We start from the raw sequence: 20331 nt of genomic DNA, 5'->3' as shown, positions 1-20331 counted from the left end.
GGAGAATATATGAGCCAACTTTTTGTCCGAACCGGAATTGACTTTAACTCGTGCCAGCAAGTGCTGGCACACATTGGAGAGGAGATGCTGGCAAAAGGTGTTGTACATGAAAGCTATCCGCAGGCACTGGTAGAACGCGAGGCGAATTTCCCGACAGGGATCGCGCTGGAACGCCATGCCGTCGCCATTCCGCACTGCGAAGCCATTCATGCTAAATCACCCGCAATCTATCTGATTCGGCCGGATAATCCGGTGAAGTTTCAACAGGCCGACGATGACGAAGAGATCGCCGTTTCTTTAATCATCGCACTTATCGTTGAAAACCCTGCGGCACAGCTGAAGCTTCTGCGCCGTCTTTTTAGTGAGCTACAAAATCCGAGCATTCTTGACGCCTTGCTGAGCGCACCTGATTCCGAGCTGGCTACGCTCTTCCGGGAAACCATCCTTGAGTCTGAGCCGTGCGCCCAGGCCTAATAACAAACTGATAATAAAAGGAATACCCTATGAAACGTAAAGTAATCGTGGCCTGTGGCGGTGCGGTAGCGACCTCAACCATGGCCGCAGAAGAAATTAAAGAATTATGTGAAGCTCACAATATCGATCTTGATCTCGTGCAATGCCGGGTCACGGAGATCGAAACCTATATGGATGGCGCGGATCTTATTTGTACCACCGCCCGCGTTGACCGTACCTTTGGCGATATCCCGGTCGTTCACGGCATGCCATTTGTTTCTGGCGTGGGTATTGAAGCATTGCAGCAAAAAATCCTGAGCATCCTTAAGGGGTAACGTCATGTTTAGCGAAATAATGCGTTATATCCTGGACTTAGGACCCACGGTAATGCTGCCTCTAGTGATTATCGTCTTCTCTAAATTACTGGGGATGAAGCTCGGGGATTGTTTTAAATCCGGTCTGCACATCGGCATTGGTTTTGTTGGTATTGGGCTGGTGATTGGTCTGATGCTCGACTCTATCGGACCTGCGGCAAAAGCCATGGCAGAACAGTTCCAGATAAACCTGCATGTTATTGATATCGGCTGGCCGGGTTCGTCTCCGATGACCTGGGCGTCGCAAATTGCACTGATCGCCATCCCTGTCGCTATTGGCGTTAATGTCATCATGCTGATCACGCGAATGACACGCGTTGTGAATGTCGATATCTGGAATATTTGGCACATGACATTTACTGGCGCCATGCTGCATCTTGCGACAGGTTCTTACTGGTTGGGTATCCTGGGCGTCGTTGTTCATGCCGCCTTTGTCTACAAACTGGGTGACTGGTTTGCCAAAGATACCCGCGATTTCTTTGGTCTGGAGGGGATCGCCATCCCACATGGTTCGTCTGCTTATCTTGGCCCGATAGCGGTACTGGTTGATACGATCATTGAAAAAATTCCGGGTCTGAATCGCATTCACTTCAGCGCAGATGATGTACAAAAACGCTTTGGTCCTTTCGGAGAACCCGTTACTGTCGGTTTCGTCATGGGGCTCGTTATCGGTATGTTGGCAGGCTATGACGTGAAAAGCGTGCTGCAACTGGCTGTAAAAACAGCAGCAGTCATGCTCCTGATGCCACGGGTGATTAAACCGATCATGGATGGTTTAACGCCTATTGCCAGGCATGCCCGCAAACGTCTGCAAGCTAAATTTGGCGGGCAGGAATTCCTGATTGGCCTGGACCCTGCACTATTACTAGGCCACACCTCAGTGGTTTCCGCCAGCCTGATTTTTATTCCGCTGACTATTCTGATCGCGGTACTGGTGCCCGGTAATCAGGTACTCCCATTCGGTGATCTCGCCACTATCGGTTTCTTTGTCGCAATGGCGGTAGCAGTACATCAGGGTAACCTGTTCCGCACGTTGATATCCGGTGTCATTATCATGGGTATCACGCTATGGATCGCCACACAAACTATCGGCCTGCATACCCAACTCGCCGCTAATGCCGGGGCTCTGAAGACTGGCGGCATGGTAGCTTCCATGGACCAGGGGGGTTCTCCAGTCACCTGGTTACTCATTGAACTTTTCACCTGGCAAAATGTTATTGGTCTCGTGGTTATCGGTGCCATCTACTTTACCGGCGTTCTGTTGACCTGGCGCAGAGCCCGTAACTTTATGGCCGCTGAAAAAGCAGCAGCTACCCAGCAAAGTCAAACAGCCTCTTAATTCCAGGGGAGCATTCGCTCCCCCTTAACATCTTTGGAGAAACTTATGAAATCAGTGGTGATTCACGCTGAGGGAGACGTGCGCGTTGAAGAACGTCCCATACCGCAAATACAGGCCGATGATGATGTATTAATCAAGGTTATCAGCTCGGGTCTTTGTGGTTCAGATATCCCCCGTATTTTCGCCCACGGAGCGCATTATTATCCAATCACGTTAGGCCATGAATTTAGCGGTTACGTTGAATCTTATGGTTCAGGTGTTACCGATATGCAGCCTGGCGATGCTGTCGCCTGTGTTCCGCTTCTTCCTTGCTTTCACTGCCCGCAATGCGAACAGGGATATTTTTCATTATGCAAGCAATACCAGTTTGTCGGTTCACGTAGTGAAGGGGGCAATGCTGAATACGTTGTCGTTAAACGCGCCAACCTCTTCCGGCTTCCTTCCGATATGCCAATTGAAGATGGCGCATTTATCGAACCCATCACCGTAGGGTTACACGCCTTTCACCTGGCGCAAGGCTGTAAAGGTAAAAACGTTATTATCGTAGGGGCAGGTACCATTGGACTGCTGGCGATGCAGTGCGCCCGTGAGTTGGGAGCCAAAAGCGTTACAGCAATTGATATTAATCCCCAGAAACTTGAACTGGCTAAAGAGCTGGGCGCAACGTACACCTTTAACAGTCGTGAAATGACCGCGTCAGAGATCTACACCGCACTATCTGATATTCAGTTTGATCAATTGATTCTGGAGACAGCAGGTACGCCGCAAACGGTCTCCCTGACCATCGAAATAGCAGGGCCACGCGCCCAGTTAGCTCTGGTAGGAACATTGCACCATGACCTGACGCTGACATCAGGCGTGTTTGGGCAAATTCTGCGTAAAGAGTTAACAATACTTGGTAGTTGGATGAACTATTCCAGTCCCTGGCCTGGTGAAGAGTGGGAAACCGCAGCGCGTTTACTCACGGAAAAACGTCTACAACTTGAACCGTTAATTGCCCATCGCGGTGATGCTGATAGTTTTGCCGACGCAGTGAAAGCGCTTAACGGCGCGCCAATGCAGGGAAAAATCTTACTTAAGCTCTCCTGACATCATGAGCCAGCAACCTGCGCTGGCTCACAATTACTTTCGAAATTTAGCGTTCACCTTTCGCAATCCTTCGATTAAACTAGTCACAGTTAATTGTCAGGCAAATCAATATGAACTCATTTGAGAGAAGGAACAAAATTGTCGATCTGATTAATACGCAGGGTAGCGTACTGGTTATGGATCTTTCGAATACCTTTGGTATCTCTGAAGTCACTATCCGCGCCGACCTGCGTTTGCTGGAAGAAAAAGGGCTTGTCACACGTTTTCATGGCGGCGCGGCAAAACCTGGAAGTCATCTGGCTGAAGGCGACAATCAGGAAGTCATACTCGAAGATCGCTATCAACTCGCCAGCGACCCTAAAAAACGGATTGCCCAGGCCGCAGCCTCGATGGTTGAAGAAGGGATGACCATTATTCTGGATAGCGGAAGTACGACATTGCTGATTGCTGAAGCATTAACCCGAAAAAGCAATATCACCGTTATCACAAATAGCTTACCTGCCGCATTTACCTTATCCGACAATAAAGACCTGACCCTGGTCGTTTGTGGTGGTACCGTGCGACACAAAACGCATTCCATGCATGGCACAATTGCGGAACGCTCGCTACATGGGATCAGTGCGGATCTCATGTTTGTTGGGGCTGATGGGATTGATGCAACTAACGGCATTACAACTTTCAATGAAGGCTATTCGATTAGTAGCGTGATGGCTGCTGCGGCACATAAGGTCATTGCCGTACTGGATGCGACAAAATTTAACCGACGTGGTTTTAATCAGGTACTTCCAATGGAGAAGATTAACTGTGTAATAACCGACGACAGCATCAGCAAACAGGATAAATCAGCGCTGGCCAAAACAGGCGTTGAACTGCTGGTCGTTTAAATTACCCGCCACATCCCCCCTTTTGTCGCGCCAACGCGTTGCAGTTTGCCTTTTAGCTGCAACGCTTTCAGATAGCGTTCTACGGTTCGGGCTGAGAGCTCACACTCATCAGCGATACTTTTGGCGGATCTGCCCGGATGATTCGACAAGATTTGTAGAATGCGTTTTTCTATATCCAGTAAATCAGGCGACATTTCTTCCGACATTTCTTCCGACATTTCTTCCGACAGGGCTGGTGATTTTCCCAATCCCTCCTGCAAAGCAGAGATGATGTTTTCCAGGATAAATTCTATAAATAGCGTACAGCTACTTTGCCGATCGCACTGCCCTAACACCTGGTAATATCGGTCCTGTTGGTAGTGGATCAGCGTCTCTACAGGTAGCCACGCCAATTCCGATCGCCACTCACGTAGGATTAATGTCTGCCACAACCGCCCCATACGTCCATTTCCGTCGGCAAAAGGATGAATAAATTCAAACTCATAATGGAAAACAGCACCAGCAATCAGTGGGTGGAGCTCTGTCGTTTTTAACCAGCCAAGTAAATCATTCATCAAACGAAAAACTTGTGAGGCCGGAGGAGCCATGTGAATAAGCTGTTTTTCCCTGTAAACACCAACATTTCCGGTACGTAACTGGCCCGGATTATCGACCAGACCGAGCATAAGGACCCGATGTGCTTGTAAAAGGTCAGATAATTTTTCACTTTTCCATTCCGACATCTTTTCATAGGCCAGAATCGCATTTCTAACTTCCTGTATATCTTTAGCAGGAGCCAGAATACGTTTCCCCTCCATCAGAGCGGTGACTTGTTCCGTAGTCAACGAATTATGCTCAATCGCTAAAGAGGCCTGAATAGTGCGAATACGATTCTCTTTGCGCAAAAGAGGAGATGTCCTACCAGCCATCGCAGCCCAATGCCCCATCAACTCACCAACCTCAATGACTTGATTGAGGATCAATGGAGTGATGACGAAAGGTGGTTGGTAGGTGCTCACTGTTACTCCCCCTGCTGCTCCAGCGCATACTTATACAGCGCGTTCTTTTTCACGCCGTGGATTTCGGCGGCAAGAGCGGCGGCCTTTTTCAGCGGCAGTTCCGCCTGTAACAACGCCAGCGTTCGCAGCGCGTCGGCGGGAAGCGCATCGTCCTGGGCTTTGTGCCCTTCGACAATCAGTACCATTTCCCCCTTGCGGCGGTTTTCGTCCTCTTTCACCCATGCCAGCAGTTCGCCGACCGGCGCGCCGTAAATGGTCTCCCAGGTTTTGGTCAGCTCACGCGCCAGCACCACATAGCGAGATTCTCCCCACACGGCGACCATATCTTCCAGGCTGTCCAGCAAGCGGTGTGTGGATTCATAAAAAATCAGCGTCCGTGGTTCTGCTTCAATCGCTTTCAGCGCATCACGGCGGCCTTTCGATTTCGCGGGCAGAAAACCTTCATAGCAAAAACGATCGGACGGCAACCCGGCGGCGCTCAGCGCGGCAATCGCGGCGCACGGCCCCGGCAACGGAACCACACGGATGCCGGCTTCACGACAGGTGCGCACCAGATGGTAACCCGGATCATTGATCAATGGCGTTCCGGCATCAGAAACCAGCGCAATGTTCTGCCCCTCTTTCAGCTTCGCCACCAGCGTTTCGGCTTTTTGCTGCTCATTGTGGTCATGTAAAGCGAACAAGCGGGCGTTAATCGCGAAGTGTTGTAACAATAGTCCGGTATGACGAGTGTCTTCAGCGGCAATTAAATCAACGGCTTGCAAAACTTCTAGCGCTCGTTGGGTAATATCAGCCAAATTCCCGATAGGAGTAGGTACAATATAGAGTTGGCCCTGAGAATTATCCGCCGATTCGTTTTGTTTCATTGTGTCGTCCGTATTGCCGATTTAATATTGAGCATTGCGTAAAAAATATCACTGGATACAGTATGGTACCCTCAACATTTTCTCGTTTGAAAGCCGCGCGCGCGCTGCCTGTCATTCTGGCAGCATTGATTTTCGCGGGCTGTGGCACCCAGGCGCCGGATCAAAGTGCTGCCCATATGCAGGGCACGGCACAAGCTGATTCCGGCTTTTATCTGCAACAAATGCAGCAAAGTTCAGATGATAGCAAGACCAACTGGCAATTACTCGCCATTCGTGCACTGCTGAAAGAAGGCAAAAGCCAGCATGCCATCGAATTATTCAACCAGTTGCCGCAAAACCTGAACGATGCGCAGCGTCGCGAACAGTCGCTGCTGGCGGTTGAGATCAAACTGGCGCAGAAAGATATCGCCGGCGCGCAGGCGCTGCTGGAAAAACTCACTCCGGCTGATTTGGATCAGAACCAACAGGCGCGTTACTGGCAGGCGAAAATTGATGCCAGCCAGGGCCGCCCTTCTCTTTCACTGCTGCGCGCGTTAATCGCCCAGGAGCCGCTGCTGTCTGCAAAAGACAAGCAGAAGAACATGGACGCCACCTGGCAAGCGCTCTCCTCTATGACCCAGGAACAGGCTCAGGCGCTGGTCATTAACGCCGATGAAAACGTCCTGCAAGGCTGGCTGGATTTACAGCGTGTCTGGTTCGATAACCGTAACGACCCGGACATGATGAAAGCCGGGATTGCCGACTGGCAAAAACGCTACCCGCAAAACCCAGGGGCAAAACTGCTGCCTACACAACTGGTCAATGTGCAAAGCTTTAAACCGGCTTCCACCAGCAAAATCGCCCTGCTGCTGCCGCTGAACGGCCAGGCCGCCATTTTTGGCCGCACCATTCAGCAAGGTTTTGAAGCGGCGAAAAATCTGGGGACGCAACCGGTGGACGCGCAGCCTGTCGCGGAACCGACAGCGTCGGCAGAACCTGCCCAGCCGCAAGCCGCTGACGGCGTCGCCAGCCCTTCTCAGGCGGCGGTGAACGATTTGACCGGCGACGAACAAACGCAGCCTGCCGAACAACCGGTAAGCACCCCGGCGCAGACCGCTACGGCGAGCGCGCCGGCCAACCCTTCCGCTGAACTGAAAATCTACGACACCACCTCTCAACCGCTGGATCAGATCCTCACGCAGGTTCAGCAGGACGGCGCCAGCATTGTTGTCGGCCCGCTGCTGAAAAATAACGTTGAAGAGCTGATCAAAAGCAATACGCCGCTGAATGTCCTGGCGCTTAATCAGCCAGAAAAAGTGCAGAACCACGCCAATATTTGCTACTTTGCCCTCTCACCTGAAGATGAAGCCCGCGACGCGGCGCATCATATTCACGACCAGGGCAAACAAAATCCGCTGTTGCTGATTCCACGCAGCGGGCTGGGCGATCGCGTGGCGAACGCTTTCGCTCAGGAGTGGCAGAAGCTGGGCGGCGGCACGGTGTTGCAGCAGAAATTCGGTTCTACCGCTGAACTGAGAATGGGCGTCAACGGCGGCTCCGGCATTGCCCTGACGGGCAGCCCTGTCGCCGCAAGCCAGCCCTCACAGCCGGGCGTCACCATTGGCGGCCTGACGATTCCGGCACCGCCGACAGACGCGCAGATCACTGGCAGCGGCGGTCGCGTTGACGCGGTCTACATTCTGGCGACGCCGGAAGAGATCGGGTTCATTAAACCGATGATCGCCATGCGTAACGGCAGCCAAAGCGGCGCAACGCTGTACGCCAGCTCGCGCAGCACGCAGGGCACTTCCGGCCCCGACTTCCGTCTGGAGATGGAAGGCTTGCAGTACAGCGAGATCCCAATGCTGGCCGGTAGCAACATGCCGTTAATGCAGCAGGCGCTCGGCGCCGTACGCAACGACTACTCCCTTGCCCGTATGTACGCGATGGGCGTAGACGCGTGGTCGCTGGCGAACCACTTCTCGCAGATGCGCCAGGTGCCGGGTTTCGAAATTAACGGTAATACCGGGGCGTTAACCGCCACACAGGATTGCGTGATTAACAGGAAGTTATCATGGCTCAAATACCAGCAAGGGCAAATCGTCCCCGCCAGTTAACGAGTAAACAGACCGGCGACGTGTGGGAAGCCGCCGCACGCCGCTGGCTGGAGAGCAAGGGACTGCGTTTTATTGCCGCCAACGTGCGTGAGCGCGGCGGCGAAATCGATCTGATAATGCGTGACGGAAAAACCACGGTCTTTGTTGAGGTTCGTTATCGCCGCTCGGCACAGTTTGGCGGCGCGGCCGCCAGTGTGACCTGGAGCAAACAACACAAATTATTACAGACCGCCCGCTTGTGGCTTGCTCGCCACAATGGGAGTTTTGATACTGTGGATTGCCGGTTCGATGTGTTAGCCTTCACCGGAAATGATGTTGAGTGGTTTAAGGATGCCTTTAACGACCGCTCATAATTGAAGATTTAAGGATTAGCGTGCTCGATAGAATTAAAGTCTGCTTTACAGAAAGCATTCAAACGCAAATTGCTGCGGCAGAAGCTCTCCCGGATGCAATTTCCCGTGCCGCCATGACGCTGGTTCACTCCCTGCTCAACGGCAACAAAATTCTCTGTTGTGGTAATGGTACTTCCGCCGCCAACGCACAGCATTTTGCTGCCAGCATGATCAACCGTTTTGAAACAGAACGTCCCAGTTTACCCGCTATTGCACTTAATACCGATAATGTGGTCTTAACAGCGATTGCCAACGATCGCCTGCATGATGAAATCTATGCAAAACAGGTCCGTGCGCTGGGCCATGCCGGTGATGTTTTATTGGCGATTTCTACGCGTGGCAACAGTCGCGATATCGTTAAGGCCGTTGAGGCCGCCGTCACTCGGGATATGACCATTGTGGCGTTGACAGGCTATGACGGGGGCGAGCTGGCCGGGTTATTAGGGCCGCAGGATGTTGAAATCCGTATTCCCTCGCACCACAGCGCGCGCATTCAGGAAATGCATATGCTGACGGTAAACTGCTTGTGCGATTTGATCGACAACACGCTTTTCCCTCACCAGGATGATTAAGGAGTACATATGAAGGCATTTTCGCCACTCGCAGTCCTTATTTCTGCGTTGCTGTTGCAAGGTTGCGTCGCTGCCGCGGTGGTTGGAACCGCCGCTGTGGGTACGAAAGCCGCAACCGATCCACGTAGCGTTGGCACCCAGGTGGATGATGGAACCCTGGAGCTGCGCGTAAACAGCGCGCTGTCGAAAGACGAACAAATCAAGAAAGAAGCGCGCATCAACGTAACGGCGTATCAGGGCAAGGTATTACTGGTGGGTCAGTCGCCGAATAGCGAACTCTCCTCGCGGGCAAAACAGATTGCGATGGGTGTCGATGGGGCGACAGAAGTGTATAACGAAATCCGTCAGGGCCAGCCGATTGGTCTTGGGACGGCTTCGAACGATACCTGGATCACCACCAAAGTGCGTTCGCAGCTGTTGACCAGCGATCAGGTGAAATCGTCCAACGTAAAAGTGACGACCGAAAATGGCGAAGTTTTCCTGTTGGGTCTGGTCACCGAGCGTGAATCAAAAGCCGCTGCGGACATCGCCAGCCGGGTCAGCGGTGTGAAACGCGTCACCACCGCCTTTACGTTTATCAAATAACCCGCCGTTTTAGCCGGATGGCGGCTGTGCCTTATCCGGCCTACGGGAAGTACCATTTGTAGGCCCGGTAAGCGCCAGCGTCACCGGGCATTGCGCCGGATGGCGGCTTCGCCTTATCCGGCCTACGGGAAGTGCCATTTGTAGGCCCGGTAAGCGCCAGCGCCACCGGGCATTGCGCCGGATGGCGGCTTCGCCTTATCCGGCCTACGGGAAGTGCCATTTGTAGGCCCAGTAAGCGCCAGCGCCCCCGGCATTTCCACTTCACACCAGCGCAATGCTTCCCACTATCACCCCAGAAATCGCCACCAGTACACCTATAAGCCACAACGCTTTTGCCGGGAAGGCTTTACGCAGCATAATCAGCGACGGCAGACTCACCGCCGGCAAGGTCATCAGCAGCGCCAGAGCTGGCGCGGTTCCCATTCCTGCCAGCATCATCGTTTGTACAATCGGAATCTCTGCGGCGGTAGGGATTACAAACAGGCATCCCGCGACGGCCATCGCAATAACCCACATCAGCGTATTATCAACTGCGCCATCGGCATGCGGGAACAGCCAGACGCGCGCCGCGCCTAATACCAGTACCGCCAGGATATAAACCGGGATCGTACTCCAGAACAGCGCCCACAATGCTTTTCCCCAGCGAGCAAAGAATCCGCCCTGCGGTTCAGATACGGCGATCTCCTGAGGAATGTCTACCTGCGGCGACTCTTTCACCCATTTCTGCACCAGCGTCGCCACCACCAGCACCATCGCCAGCCCGGCAACCAGACGAATAGCCGCAAAATGCCAGCCGAGCACAAAGCTCATAAACACCAGCGTTGCCGGGTTTAACAGCGGATTCCCCATCCAGAACGCCAGCGCGCCGCCCATAGAAACCTGCTGGCGACGCATTCCCGCCGCCACCGGCGCGGCGCAGCAGGTACACATCATACCTGGCAGCGAGAACAGGGTGCCAAACAGCGTGCCGCGAAAACGCGACTGCCCCAGCGTACGTAGCAGCCAGTCACGCGGGATCAACACCTGAATCAGCGAACCGAGGATCACCCCCAGCACCGCCGCCTTCCAGACCGCGATAAAATAGATCATCGCGTAGTCCCAGGCCGCTCGCCACGGGTTCGCATCCGCCTGCGCCAGAATAGATTTACCGATACTGTGCGTTTCCGCAGCCGTGAAGGCTTTGCCGTAATAAGGCTGCCATTTCACATACCAGAGGCCAACGATAACGACGAGAAAGAAGAGTGCGGGTTTCCACCATTGAAATGGCGTCACCGCCTGAGATGAAGACTGACCAGCCATAGCATTCCCCAGGAAGTTATTGAGATAATTAAGCCCGTGAATACTACGCCTTTGGGAAATGTTTGGAAACGTCGTTTTTTATCGGATGGGGGCAAAATGCCCGGTGGCGCTCGCGCTTACCGGGCCTGGAGAACGCCACGAAATCCCAGGCCGGATAAGGCGTTAGCCACCATCCGGCAGTGAACAGATGCTATAACGCCCTTTCCCGCAACCGGGATGAGGTCAGGATGGTAACGCCTTCTTGCTCCGGCGCCAGAGCCTCCTCCAGCATCGCACGCGCCACATCTCTGGCGTCGATGGATTTCCAGTTTCCCGGCAGCAGCCGGAACAGCGGCGCAAACAGCGTTTCATTCATCCGGTGTTTAGCTCTATCGCCAAGCAACATGGAGGGACGCGCAATCGTCAGGCGCGGCCATTGCTGGGCGATTAACGCCTCTTCCATTTCACCTTTGACCCGGTTATAGAAAAACGGCGATCGCGCATTTGCGCCCATTGCGCTCACGACCAGCATATGTCGGGCGCCCAGCCGCCGCCCCGTCAGCGCGGTATCCACCACCAGCGTATAATCCGCATGAATAAACGCCTCTTTGCTTCCGGCCTCGCGGCGAGTCGTTCCCAGACAGCAAAAAACAATGTCCACCGGATCGGTCACCTGCGCCAGCGCATCGGTCAGTTGAGGATCGTGAGGATTATAAACGCCGACCATATCCGCCAGAGGGCGGCGTGTAGGCGCGGCTATCGAATGAATCCGGGGTTCATTAAGCAACATCCGCAGGAGGTGTCCTCCCACCAGCCCCGTCGCCCCTGTAATTAACACCTGAGTCATCGCGCGCTCCATAACCTCAACCATTAATCTAACTATAGGCTACGGATCGGGCTGCGTAGCCAGTGCATTTTTTTGCCAAATCCCAACGTGTTGTCAGTGAATTTGATTTCATCCAGGCGGATTTCCCATACTGGCGCAGGCAGCATTCTGGCGACAGGAAAGCGGCGGAGATAGGCCTGACGCGCCGCATCGCTTTCCTCTCCCTCAAGCTTGCGGATCTCCCCTTTAAACTGTATTCCGCGAATCCGCGCCACCGTTTTCGGCTGACCGTTGACCGTTCCGGCAACGGGCGCGCGCGGGCCGGACATCTGCGCATGGCGCGTTTTCTCTTCCGTGAGTACATAAAACGCAACCTTTTGCGCATCAAACAGATAAAACGCGTTTGCGCACCAGAGTTCGCCCTCATGCTGAACGCACCAGGTGACCACATGCTGCTTTGCCAGCCAGCGGCTTATCGCGGTGAGTGTTTCCATCGTTATTCTCTCTTATACTGGGCATCTGAAAATTAACACGCTAATGGTCATGATGACACCCTGGTATCTGTATCTGATCCGCACCGCAGACAATGCCCTCTACACCGGGATTACGACCGATGTAGCGCGCCGCTATAAGCAGCATCAAAGTGGTAAAGGCGCAAAAGCGTTGCGCGGAAAAGGGGAACTCACCCTGGCGTTTTCGGCGCGGGTCGGCGAGCGCTCGCTTGCCCTGCGCATGGAGTATCGCATCAAGAGACTCACAAAGCGCCAGAAGGAGCGCCTCGTGACAGAAGGTGAAGGGTTTGAGGCGTTACTGGCCAGCCTGCAAACCCCAACGCTTAAAAGCGATTGAAATGGTCGTGGTATTCCACCAGGCCCGTCACGCCGTCCAGCGCGTCTTCCGCCAGGCGGTGTACCTGGAAAGCGCTTTCGGTGCCCGGCCAACGGCAATGAAGATCGTAATGCGCCGCCAGTTCAAAACCGAAACGGCTGTACAATGCCGGCTCGCCCAGCGTGACGACCGCCGCATAGCCAAACTCGTTGAGTGAATCCAGTCCTTCGTAGACCAGTTGGCGCGCAAGCCCTTGTCCACGGTAGTTTTCATCTACCGCCAACGGCGCCATTCCCACCCATTGCAGGTCTTCACCCTGTACATCGACCGGACTAAACGCCACATAGCCAACCACCTGACCTTCGTCGTCAGTGGCGACCAGCCCCAGCGTCAGGAAGCCATCTTCGCGCAGGTCATGCACCAGCTTCGCTTCCGCATCGCTTTCGAACGTGCGGCGCAGCAAAGCGTCGATACCGGGCGCGTCAATGGGAATTTCAACTCGAATCAGCATGGTTCACCTACCGAGGTCTGTTTGGTTTCTGGCGAGGTTTTCATACCCGCCTCAACAAAATCCGCCAGTTGCAGCAGCATAATGCGTAACGCTTTCGGCATCTGCTCCAGTTCGATGGCGTCCATCAGGTTTTTCACATACAGCCCTAACTCTGTATCGCCTTCAATGACCAGACGACGCTGGAAGAAGAGCGTATCAGGGTCCTGCTTACGCGCCGCAATCATCAACAAGTCGCTGGCATCGGCGCTAAAGCTCACATCGGCCTCAGCGTTCTGACTGACAATCAGTTTGCCGTTCTCAACAGAGGTGTACCATCTGAGGTTAATATCACGCACCGTAATACTTAACCAACGGCCTTCGAGGAACTCAAGCTCCCCATCTGCCAGTGCCTGACGAAATTGCCAGCTCAGAACCTGTTCCAGAACCTGGCGCTTCAGCGCAAAGGGCGTCAGTTTAACCGGAACACTCATCAGAGACGGGCCAAAATGTACTAAGCGTGAACGCAGTTTATCCAACACGAGCTTTACTCCCTGTTTCAATAATCCCGTTATTTTGCCATATCAGATAAACGACATAGCGGCGTAAATCAACAATTCGATACGAAATTGTTACCCAGTTATAGGTGTAACCAATACGCCTTTAACTGCCTTAAATCAAAAATTGTCGCAGCAAGGTTAACTAAAATCTCTCTTCGTTAACAATTTTGCGGCCTGGACGGCGCAACATTCAGGAATAATTATGGAGCTGCTCTGCCCTGCCGGAAATCTCCCGGCGCTTAAGGCGGCCATTGAGAACGGTGCTGATGCCGTTTATATCGGGCTAAAAGATGATACTAACGCCCGTCACTTCGCCGGTCTTAATTTTACTGAGAAAAAATTGCAGGAAGCGGTGAATTACGTCCATCAACATCGCCGTAAACTGCACATCGCGATTAACACGTTTGCACACCCGGATGGATATGTTCGCTGGCAGCGTGCCGTGGATATGGCGGCGCAACTGGGCGCAGATGCGCTGATCCTGGCCGACCTTGCTATGCTTGAGTATGCAGCAGAACGCTATCCGCATATTGAGCGCCATGTCTCTGTTCAGGCATCGGCAACGAATGAAGAAGCAATTAACTTCTACCATCGCAACTTTGACGTTGCGCGCGTCGTCCTGCCGCGCGTGCTTTCCATTCATCAGGTGAAACAGCTCGCCCGCGTCACGCCCGTGCCGCTGGAGGTCTTCGCCTTCGGCAGCCTGTGCATTATGGCGGAAGGCCGTTGCTACCTCTCCTCTTATCTGACGGGTGAATCCCCCAATACCGTCGGCGCCTGCTCTCCGGCCCGCTTCGTGCGCTGGCAACAGACCTCCCAGGGGCTGGAATCGCGCCTGAACGAGGTGCTCATCGACCGCTATCAGGACGGTGAGAACGCCGGTTATCCAACGCTGTGTAAAGGTCGCTATCTGGTTGATGGCGAGCGCTACCACGCGCTGGAAGAACCTACCAGCCTCAACACGCTGGAACTGCTGCCTGACCTGCTGGCGGCGAATATCGCCTCGGTGAAAATTGAAGGGCGTCAGCGCAGCCCGGCGTATGTCAGCCAGGTGGCGAAAGTGTGGCGTCAGGCGATCGACCGCTGCATGGCCGACCCGCAAAACTTCGTCCCGCAAAGCGCCTGGATGGAGACGCTTGGCTCCATGTCCGAAGGCACTCAGACCACGCTTGGCGCGTATCACCGTAAATGGCAGTGAGAGAAGCAATGAAATATTCCTTAGGGCCGGTGCTTTACTATTGGCCGAAAGAGACGCTGGAAGCATTTTATCAGCAGGCCGCCACCAGCAGCGCCGACGTGATTTACCTTGGCGAAGCGGTGTGCAGCAAACGCCGCGCCACCAAAGTGGGCGACTGGCTTGATATGGCGAAATCCCTTGCCGGAAGCGGCAAGCAGATCGTGCTCTCCACGCTGGCGCTGGTACAGGCCGCCTCTGAATTAGGCGAACTGAAACGCTATGTGGAAAACGGCGACTTCCTGCTGGAGGCCAGCGACCTCGGCGTCGTAAATATGTGCGCCGAGCGCAAGCTGCCGTTTGTCGCCGGTCACGCGCTTAACTGCTATAACGCGGTAACGCTGCGTCTGCTGCTTAAACAGGGCATGGTGCGCTGGTGCATGCCGGTCGAGCTTTCCCGCGACTGGCTGGTGAATCTGCTGAACCAGTGCGATGAGCTCGGCATCCGCAATCAGTTTGAAGTGGAAGTGCTGAGCTACGGTCATCTGCCGCTGGCGTACTCCGCCCGCTGTTTTACCGCGCGTTCAGAAGACCGCCCGAAAGACGAGTGTGAAACCTGCTGCATCAAGTACCCGAACGGGCGCAACGTGTTGTCTCAGGAGAATCAGCAGGTGTTCGTGCTTAACGGTATTCAGACCATGAGCGGCTACGTTTATAACCTCGGCAACGAACTGACCTCCATGCAGGGGCTGGTCGACATTGTGCGCCTTTCCCCGCTGGGTACGGAGACATTCGCCATGCTCGACGCCTTCCGCGCCAATGAAAACGGCAGCGCGCCGTTGCCGCTGGCCGCGCACAGCGACTGCAACGGTTACTGGAAACGCCTGGCCGGTCTGGAACTACAGGTGTGACTGAACCTTGCCGGATGGCGGCATAAATGCCTTATTAGGCAGTTGATGTTTGCGCCCCGCCTTATACCGCTCACTTTGTTAACAACGGTAATCAAATTTTAATGCAGTATTAAATGATTCACCGACGACAAAGTGAGCCGTTATGACTGACAAAACCATTCCATTTTCGCTGCTGGATCTGGCACCGATCCCCGAAGGCTCCTCTGCGAAAGAGGCCTTCTCACACTCACTGGATCTCGCCCGTCTGGCAGAGCGGCGCGGCTATCACCGCTACTGGCTGGCGGAACATCACAACATGACCGGTATCGCCAGCGCGGCGACATCGGTGCTGATTGGCTATCTGGCCGCCAATACCACCACGTTGCATCTGGGTTCTGGCGGGGTGATGCTCCCCAACCACTCACCGCTGGTTATCGCCGAGCAGTTCGGTACGCTGAATACGCTCTATCCTGGACGGATTGATCTGGGCCTGGGGCGCGCGCCGGGAAGCGATCAGCGCACCATGATGGCGCTGCGCCGTCATATGAGCGGCGATATTGATAATTTCCCGCGCGACGTTGCTGAACTGGTGGACTGGTTCGACGCGCGCGATCCCAATCCGCATGTACGCCCGGTTCCGGGCTATGGCGAGAAGATCCCGGTGTGGCTGCTGGGTTCCAGCCTGTACGGCGCACAGCTGGCGGCGCAGCGTGGTCTGCCGTTCGCCTTCGCCTCCCACTTCGCGCCCGATATGCTGTTCCAGGCGCTGCATCTCTATCGCACCCAGTTCAAGCCGTCCGCGCGGCTGGAAAAACCGTATGCGATGGTGTGCATCAATATCATCGCCGCTGACAGCAATCGCGATGCGGAATTTCTGTTTACCTCTATGCAGCAGGCGTTTGTGAAACTGCGTCGCGGCGAGACCGGACAGCTACCCGCGCCAATTCAAAATATGGATCAGTTCTGGTCGCCGTCCGAGCAATATGGCGTGCAACAGGCACTGAGCATGTCGCTGGTGGGCGATAAAGCCAAAGTACGTCACGGGCTGGAATCTATTCTGCGCGAAACGCAGGCGGATGAGATTATGGTCAACGGGCAGATTTTCGATCATCAGGCGCGGCTGCATTCGTTTGACCTGGCGATGCAGGTGAAAGAGGAGTTGGTGGGGTAGTGCGTTGTTTTGCCCGGTGGCGCTTCGCTTACCGGGCCTACGAGATTGTTCAGGCCGGATAAGGCGTAGCCGCCATCCGGCACAACAAACTTACTGGTACACTGGTAACAAGTTCACGCTCGACAGAATATGCACCAGCGCGTTGCCGATACCGAATACCAGAATCAGCGCAATCATCGGCTTGCCGCCCCAGACGCGGAATTTCGGGCTGCCGAAGCGTTGGCGTGAAGCTCGCGCCAGCAGAGCCGGAACAATGGCTGCCCAGATGGTTGCCGCCAGCCCCGCATAGCCGATAGCATACAGGAACCCGTTCGGCCACAGCAGACCGCCAATCACCGGCGGCAGGAAAGTCAGCAGCGCAGTTTTGAAGCGCCCCAGCGCCGAATCATCAAAACCAAACAGATCCGCCAGATAGTCAAACAGACCGAGCGTCACGCCGAGGAACGAACTCGCCACCGCAAAGTTAGAGAACACCACCAGCAGCAGATCCAGACTGCGGCTGTTCAGTACGCCGCTCAGCGCCTGTACCAACACATCAATATTACCGCCCTGCTGCGCAATACCGATAAACGCCGGGCGCGGAATATTACCCATCGTACCCAACAGCCAGATGGTATACAGCACCAGCGCCATCAGCGTACCGTACACCAGGCATTTCACGATGGTACGCGGATCTTTACCGTAATATTTCATCAGGCTTGGCACGTTGCCGTGATAACCAAACGACGCCAGACAAAACGGCAATGTCATCAGCAGGTACGGCGTGTAAGACGCATTGCTTTCGGCCACGTTAAACAGCGTCGCCGGCGTGACGTGCCCCAGCAGACTGCCGAAGGTCAGAAAGAAGGTGATGACTTTCGCGCCCAGCACAATCGCCGTCATCCGGCTAACCGCTTTCGTACTCAACCAGACGACAAAGGCCACCAGCAACGCAAACGCAAAACCTGCCGCCCGCGCCGGAACGTTCAGCGACATTTCAGCAAAGGTATGATGCAGAATCGAGCCGCTCGCCGAGATATAGGCGTAGGTCAGGATATAGAGCACAAAGGCAATAGAGATCCCATTCACCACGTTCCAGCCTTTACCCAGCAGGTCTTTGGTGATGGTGTCAAAGCTGGAGCCAATCCGGTAGTTGAGGTTGGCTTCGAGGATCATCAACCCGGAATGCAGCATACAGAACCAGGTAAACACCAACGCCGCCATCGACCAGAAGAACCACGCACCGGACATGACCACCGGCAGGGAGAACATTCCCGCGCCAATAATGGTGCCGCCGATGATCACCACGCCGCCAAGCAGCGAAGGTGACGTTTGGGTGGTGGTTAGTGTTGCCATTCAGCCCTCTCTCCAGTGAATAATATTGCGACTGCATTTTATTGTGTCGCACTGTACCAGTACGCGAGTACAAAAGAAATAAAAAAAGCCCCGATCGCAATCATCGGGGCTGTATATTTTACTTTACGGTGCGAGACCGCGATTTAGCGTGAATTACGCATCACCGCCGAAACGACGACGACCGGTGGAGTCGTCACGACGCGGCGCACGGCCTTCACGACGCTCACCGCTGAAACGACGACCATCACCACGGCCACCTTCACGACGTTCGCCGCCAAAACCACGACCGCCTTCACGACGCTCGCCACCGAAGCTACGACCACCGCCACGACGCTCGTTACCGGAATGCGGTTGCGCATCGCCCAGCAGCTGCATGTTCATCGGCTTGTTCAGGATGCGGGTGCGCGTAAAGTGCTGCAACACCTCACCCGGCATACCTTTCGGCAGCTCAATGGTGGAGTGGGAAGCAAACAGCTTGATGTTACCAATGTAACGGCTGCTGATGTCGCCTTCGTTAGCAATCGCGCCAACGATATGACGCACTTCAACACCGTCATCACGGCCCACTTCAATGCGGTACAGCTGCATATCGCCAACGTCACGACGTTCACGACGCGGGCGATCTTCACGGTCACCACGGTCAGCACGCGGGCCACGATCGTTACGATCGCGCGGACCACGGTCATCACGGTCACGGAATTCACGTTTAGGACGCATCGGCGCATCCGGCGGTACGATCAGCGTGCGTTCGCCCTGCGCCATTTTCAGCAGTGCGGCAGCCAGCGTTTCGAGATCCAGCTCTTCGCCTTCTTCGGTCGGCTGGATTTTCGCCAGCAGCGCGCGATACTGATCCAGATCGCTGCTTTCCAGCTGCTGCTGAACTTTCGCTGCAAATTTTTCCAGACGGCGTTTGCCCAGCAGTTCTGCGTTCGGCAGTTCCACTTCCGGGATGGTCAGCTTCATGGTGCGTTCAATGTTGCGCAGCAGACGACGCTCGCGGTTCTCAACGAACAGCAGCGCGCGGCCAGCACGACCCGCACGACCGGTACGGCCGATACGGTGAACGTAAGACTCGGAGTCCATCGGGATATCGTAGTTTACAACCAGGCTGATGCGCTCAACGTCCAGGCCACGGGCCGCAACGTCAGTTGCAATCAGGATATCCAGACGACCGTCTTTCAGACGCTCCAGAGTCTGCTCACGCAGCGCCTGGTTCATGTCGCCATTCAGCGCGGCGCTGTTGTAACCGCTACGCTCCAGCGCTTCAGCCACTTCCAGGGTCGCATTTTTAGTACGAACGAAGATAATCGCCGCATCAAAATCTTCAGCTTCCAGGAAACGCACCAGCGCTTCGTTTTTACGCATGCCCCAGACAGTCCAGTAGCTCTGGCTGATGTCAGGACGCGTGGTCACGCTGGACTGAATGCGCACTTCCTGCGGCTCTTTCATAAAGCGGCGGGTAATGCGACGAATCGCTTCCGGCATGGTGGCAGAGAACAGTGCGGTCTGATGACCTTCAGGAATCTGCGCCATGATGGTTTCAACGTCTTCGATGAAGCCCATACGCAGCATTTCGTCGGCTTCGTCCAGCACCAGACCGCTCAGTTTAGAGAGATCCAGCGTGCCGCGTTTTAAGTGATCAAGCAGACGTCCCGGCGTACCGACAACGATCTGCGGCCCTTGACGCAGGGCGCGTAACTGCACGTCATAACGCTGGCCGCCGTACAGGGCAACCACGTTCACGCCGCGCATATGTTTAGAGAAATCCGTCATGGCTTCAGCAACCTGAACCGCCAGTTCGCGGGTCGGTGCCAGCACCAGAATCTGAGGTGCCTTCAGCTCAGGATCAAGATTGTTAAGCAGCGGTAAGGAGAACGCTGCGGTTTTGCCGCTACCGGTCTGGGCCATACCCAGAACATCGCGACCGCCCAGCAGATGCGGGATGCACTCTGCCTGGATTGGAGATGGTTTTTCGTAACCCAGATCGTTAAGGGCGTCAAGGATAGGAGCCTTCAGGCCCAGATCTGCAAAAGTGGTTTCGAATTCAGCCATGTAGTACGTGTGCCTCAAAATTAATGGCGGCCAGTCTACATAACTCATCATGAAATTGATCTGCAATTTTCATTGAAAAGTG

General features: G+C 54.6%; 23 protein-coding genes. 13 read left to right on the top strand and 10 right to left on the bottom strand.

Annotation, left to right across the window (positions count from 1 at the left end):
• Positions 1-9 precede the first annotated feature (9 nt).
• The 5 genes from gatA (at position 10) to OGX84_RS20365 (ending at position 4139) form a co-directional block, all read left to right on the top strand.
• Positions 10-474 carry a PTS galactitol transporter subunit IIA gene (gene gatA, locus OGX84_RS20385; RefSeq protein WP_112001524.1) on the top strand — a complete coding sequence of 155 codons (465 nt, stop codon included), beginning with the start codon at positions 10-12 and terminating at the stop codon, positions 472-474.
• A gap of 29 nt (positions 475-503) precedes the next feature.
• Entirely contained in the window at positions 504-788 is a 285-nt protein-coding gene (gene gatB, locus OGX84_RS20380) for a PTS galactitol transporter subunit IIB (RefSeq protein WP_058668144.1), read from the top strand.
• A gap of 4 nt (positions 789-792) precedes the next feature.
• On the top strand, positions 793-2166 hold the full coding sequence (locus OGX84_RS20375) for a galactitol-specific PTS transporter subunit IIC (RefSeq protein WP_112001523.1): 1374 nt from the start codon (positions 793-795) through the stop codon (positions 2164-2166).
• A gap of 45 nt (positions 2167-2211) precedes the next feature.
• The gene (gene gatD, locus OGX84_RS20370) at positions 2212-3255 is read left to right on the top strand and encodes a galactitol-1-phosphate 5-dehydrogenase (RefSeq protein ID WP_112001522.1); all 1044 of its coding nucleotides are present in this window, start codon (positions 2212-2214) and stop codon (positions 3253-3255) included.
• Positions 3256-3365: 110 nt separating this feature from the next.
• Positions 3366-4139: a DeoR/GlpR family DNA-binding transcription regulator gene (locus OGX84_RS20365; RefSeq protein WP_047461039.1), complete on the top strand. Its 774-nt coding sequence runs from the start codon at positions 3366-3368 to the stop codon at positions 4137-4139.
• Here the strand turns inward: OGX84_RS20365 and OGX84_RS20360 are convergent.
• Both OGX84_RS20360 and rsmI read right to left on the bottom strand, forming a co-directional pair.
• Entirely contained in the window at positions 4136-5137 is a 1002-nt protein-coding gene (locus OGX84_RS20360; RefSeq protein WP_115614387.1) for a Fic family protein, read from the bottom strand. The two genes, OGX84_RS20365 and OGX84_RS20360, sit on opposite strands and share 4 nt — an antisense overlap.
• A 2-nt stretch (positions 5138-5139) precedes the next feature.
• A complete protein-coding gene (gene rsmI / locus OGX84_RS20355) occupies positions 5140-6003 on the bottom strand; it encodes a 16S rRNA (cytidine(1402)-2'-O)-methyltransferase (RefSeq protein ID WP_047461036.1) in 864 nt (287 codons plus the stop codon).
• A 62-nt stretch (positions 6004-6065) separates the two neighbouring features.
• On the opposite strand from rsmI, the gene OGX84_RS20350 reads away from it, so the two are divergent.
• Genes OGX84_RS20350 through dolP form a run of 4 tightly spaced genes read left to right on the top strand, consistent with a single transcriptional unit; the run spans position 6066 to position 9648 of the window.
• On the top strand, positions 6066-8099 hold the full coding sequence (locus tag OGX84_RS20350) for a penicillin-binding protein activator (protein ID WP_286458328.1): 2034 nt from the start codon (positions 6066-6068) through the stop codon (positions 8097-8099).
• The gene (locus OGX84_RS20345; RefSeq protein ID WP_112001519.1) at positions 8057-8452 is read left to right on the top strand and encodes a YraN family protein; all 396 of its coding nucleotides are present in this window, start codon (positions 8057-8059) and stop codon (positions 8450-8452) included. The genes OGX84_RS20350 and OGX84_RS20345 overlap by 43 nt, the downstream gene beginning before the upstream one ends.
• A gap of 20 nt (positions 8453-8472) precedes the next feature.
• A complete protein-coding gene (diaA, locus tag OGX84_RS20340; RefSeq protein WP_012135279.1) occupies positions 8473-9063 on the top strand; it encodes a DnaA initiator-associating protein DiaA in 591 nt (196 codons plus the stop codon).
• A 9-nt stretch (positions 9064-9072) separates the two neighbouring features.
• Entirely contained in the window at positions 9073-9648 is a 576-nt protein-coding gene (dolP, locus tag OGX84_RS20335; RefSeq protein WP_012135280.1) for a division/outer membrane stress-associated lipid-binding lipoprotein, read from the top strand.
• 261 nt (positions 9649-9909) lie between these two features.
• Here dolP and OGX84_RS20330 read toward each other — a convergent pair whose 3' ends face one another.
• The 3 genes from OGX84_RS20330 to OGX84_RS20320 form a co-directional block, all read right to left on the bottom strand.
• A complete protein-coding gene (locus tag OGX84_RS20330; RefSeq protein ID WP_112001518.1) occupies positions 9910-10947 on the bottom strand; it encodes a permease in 1038 nt (345 codons plus the stop codon).
• Positions 10948-11137: 190 nt separating this feature from the next.
• Entirely contained in the window at positions 11138-11773 is a 636-nt protein-coding gene (locus OGX84_RS20325; protein ID WP_058668149.1) for an NAD(P)H-binding protein, read from the bottom strand.
• 32 nt (positions 11774-11805) lie between these two features.
• Positions 11806-12246, bottom strand: a complete 441-nt coding sequence (locus OGX84_RS20320; protein ID WP_012135284.1) for a YhbP family protein — start codon at positions 12244-12246, stop codon at positions 11806-11808.
• A gap of 52 nt (positions 12247-12298) precedes the next feature.
• On the opposite strand from OGX84_RS20320, the gene OGX84_RS20315 reads away from it, so the two are divergent.
• The gene (locus OGX84_RS20315; RefSeq protein WP_058669124.1) at positions 12299-12601 is read left to right on the top strand and encodes a GIY-YIG nuclease family protein; all 303 of its coding nucleotides are present in this window, start codon (positions 12299-12301) and stop codon (positions 12599-12601) included.
• Here the strand turns inward: OGX84_RS20315 and OGX84_RS20310 are convergent.
• Positions 12588-13091, bottom strand: a complete 504-nt coding sequence (locus OGX84_RS20310; RefSeq protein WP_012135286.1) for a GNAT family N-acetyltransferase — start codon at positions 13089-13091, stop codon at positions 12588-12590. The genes OGX84_RS20315 and OGX84_RS20310 overlap by 14 nt on opposite strands.
• Positions 13085-13609: a ubiquinone anaerobic biosynthesis accessory factor UbiT gene (gene ubiT / locus OGX84_RS20305; protein ID WP_024130981.1), complete on the bottom strand. Its 525-nt coding sequence runs from the start codon at positions 13607-13609 to the stop codon at positions 13085-13087. Before ubiT ends, OGX84_RS20310 begins: the two co-directional genes overlap by 7 nt.
• Positions 13610-13829: 220 nt before the next feature.
• Between ubiT and ubiU the strand changes: the two genes are divergently transcribed.
• The 3 genes from ubiU (at position 13830) to OGX84_RS20290 (ending at position 16862) form a co-directional block, all read left to right on the top strand.
• On the top strand, positions 13830-14825 hold the full coding sequence (gene ubiU / locus OGX84_RS20300) for a ubiquinone anaerobic biosynthesis protein UbiU (RefSeq protein WP_047461020.1): 996 nt from the start codon (positions 13830-13832) through the stop codon (positions 14823-14825).
• 8 nt (positions 14826-14833) lie between these two features.
• The gene (locus OGX84_RS20295) at positions 14834-15712 is read left to right on the top strand and encodes a U32 family peptidase (RefSeq protein ID WP_110493751.1); all 879 of its coding nucleotides are present in this window, start codon (positions 14834-14836) and stop codon (positions 15710-15712) included.
• Between the two features lie 142 nt (positions 15713-15854).
• Positions 15855-16862, top strand: a complete 1008-nt coding sequence (locus tag OGX84_RS20290; RefSeq protein WP_047461014.1) for a luciferase-like monooxygenase — start codon at positions 15855-15857, stop codon at positions 16860-16862.
• Positions 16863-16952: 90 nt separating this feature from the next.
• Here the strand turns inward: OGX84_RS20290 and mtr are convergent, their stop codons facing one another.
• From mtr to yrbN, 3 genes are all read right to left on the bottom strand, one after another.
• Positions 16953-18197 (bottom strand): tryptophan permease, encoded by a 1245-nt coding sequence (mtr, locus tag OGX84_RS20285; protein WP_047461011.1) that lies wholly within the window; start codon positions 18195-18197, stop codon positions 16953-16955.
• A gap of 153 nt (positions 18198-18350) precedes the next feature.
• The gene (deaD, locus tag OGX84_RS20280) at positions 18351-20249 is read right to left on the bottom strand and encodes an ATP-dependent RNA helicase DeaD (RefSeq protein ID WP_024130983.1); all 1899 of its coding nucleotides are present in this window, start codon (positions 20247-20249) and stop codon (positions 18351-18353) included.
• Entirely contained in the window at positions 20242-20322 is an 81-nt protein-coding gene (gene yrbN / locus OGX84_RS20275; protein WP_010723222.1) for a protein YrbN, read from the bottom strand. The genes deaD and yrbN overlap by 8 nt, the downstream gene beginning before the upstream one ends.
• Positions 20323-20331 lie beyond the last annotated feature (9 nt).

The sequence above is a fragment of the Citrobacter sp. CK202 genome, assembly GCF_030333225.1.
Lineage (GTDB): Bacteria > Pseudomonadota > Gammaproteobacteria > Enterobacterales > Enterobacteriaceae > Citrobacter_B > Citrobacter_B koseri.
Note: the sequence above shows the minus strand (reverse complement) of the source record. Positions and strands in the feature narration are given on the sequence as shown.

Bases quoted from the DNA above. Each gene is read 5' to 3' on its own strand.
- gatA (WP_112001524.1), top strand. From the start codon at position 10: ATGAGCCAACTTTTTGTCCGAACCGGAATTGACTTTAACTCGTGCCAG.
- gatB (WP_058668144.1), top strand. From the start codon at position 504: ATGAAACGTAAAGTAATCGTGGCCTGTGGCGGTGCGGTAGCGACCTCA.
- OGX84_RS20375 (WP_112001523.1), top strand. From the start codon at position 793: ATGTTTAGCGAAATAATGCGTTATATCCTGGACTTAGGACCCACGGTA.
- gatD (WP_112001522.1), top strand. From the start codon at position 2,212: ATGAAATCAGTGGTGATTCACGCTGAGGGAGACGTGCGCGTTGAAGAA.
- OGX84_RS20365 (WP_047461039.1), top strand. From the start codon at position 3,366: ATGAACTCATTTGAGAGAAGGAACAAAATTGTCGATCTGATTAATACG.
- rsmI (WP_047461036.1), bottom strand. From the start codon at position 6,003: ATGAAACAAAACGAATCGGCGGATAATTCTCAGGGCCAACTCTATATT.
- OGX84_RS20350 (WP_286458328.1), top strand. From the start codon at position 6,066: ATGGTACCCTCAACATTTTCTCGTTTGAAAGCCGCGCGCGCGCTGCCT.
- OGX84_RS20345 (WP_112001519.1), top strand. From the start codon at position 8,057: ATGGCTCAAATACCAGCAAGGGCAAATCGTCCCCGCCAGTTAACGAGT.
- dolP (WP_012135280.1), top strand. From the start codon at position 9,073: ATGAAGGCATTTTCGCCACTCGCAGTCCTTATTTCTGCGTTGCTGTTG.
- OGX84_RS20330 (WP_112001518.1), bottom strand. From the start codon at position 10,947: ATGGCTGGTCAGTCTTCATCTCAGGCGGTGACGCCATTTCAATGGTGG.
- OGX84_RS20325 (WP_058668149.1), bottom strand. From the start codon at position 11,773: ATGACTCAGGTGTTAATTACAGGGGCGACGGGGCTGGTGGGAGGACAC.
- OGX84_RS20320 (WP_012135284.1), bottom strand. From the start codon at position 12,246: ATGGAAACACTCACCGCGATAAGCCGCTGGCTGGCAAAGCAGCATGTG.
- OGX84_RS20315 (WP_058669124.1), top strand. From the start codon at position 12,299: ATGACACCCTGGTATCTGTATCTGATCCGCACCGCAGACAATGCCCTC.
- OGX84_RS20310 (WP_012135286.1), bottom strand. From the start codon at position 13,091: ATGCTGATTCGAGTTGAAATTCCCATTGACGCGCCCGGTATCGACGCT.
- ubiU (WP_047461020.1), top strand. From the start codon at position 13,830: ATGGAGCTGCTCTGCCCTGCCGGAAATCTCCCGGCGCTTAAGGCGGCC.
- OGX84_RS20295 (WP_110493751.1), top strand. From the start codon at position 14,834: ATGAAATATTCCTTAGGGCCGGTGCTTTACTATTGGCCGAAAGAGACG.
- OGX84_RS20290 (WP_047461014.1), top strand. From the start codon at position 15,855: ATGACTGACAAAACCATTCCATTTTCGCTGCTGGATCTGGCACCGATC.
- mtr (WP_047461011.1), bottom strand. From the start codon at position 18,197: ATGGCAACACTAACCACCACCCAAACGTCACCTTCGCTGCTTGGCGGC.
- deaD (WP_024130983.1), bottom strand. From the start codon at position 20,249: ATGGCTGAATTCGAAACCACTTTTGCAGATCTGGGCCTGAAGGCTCCT.
- yrbN (WP_010723222.1), bottom strand. From the start codon at position 20,322: ATGAAAATTGCAGATCAATTTCATGATGAGTTATGTAGACTGGCCGCC.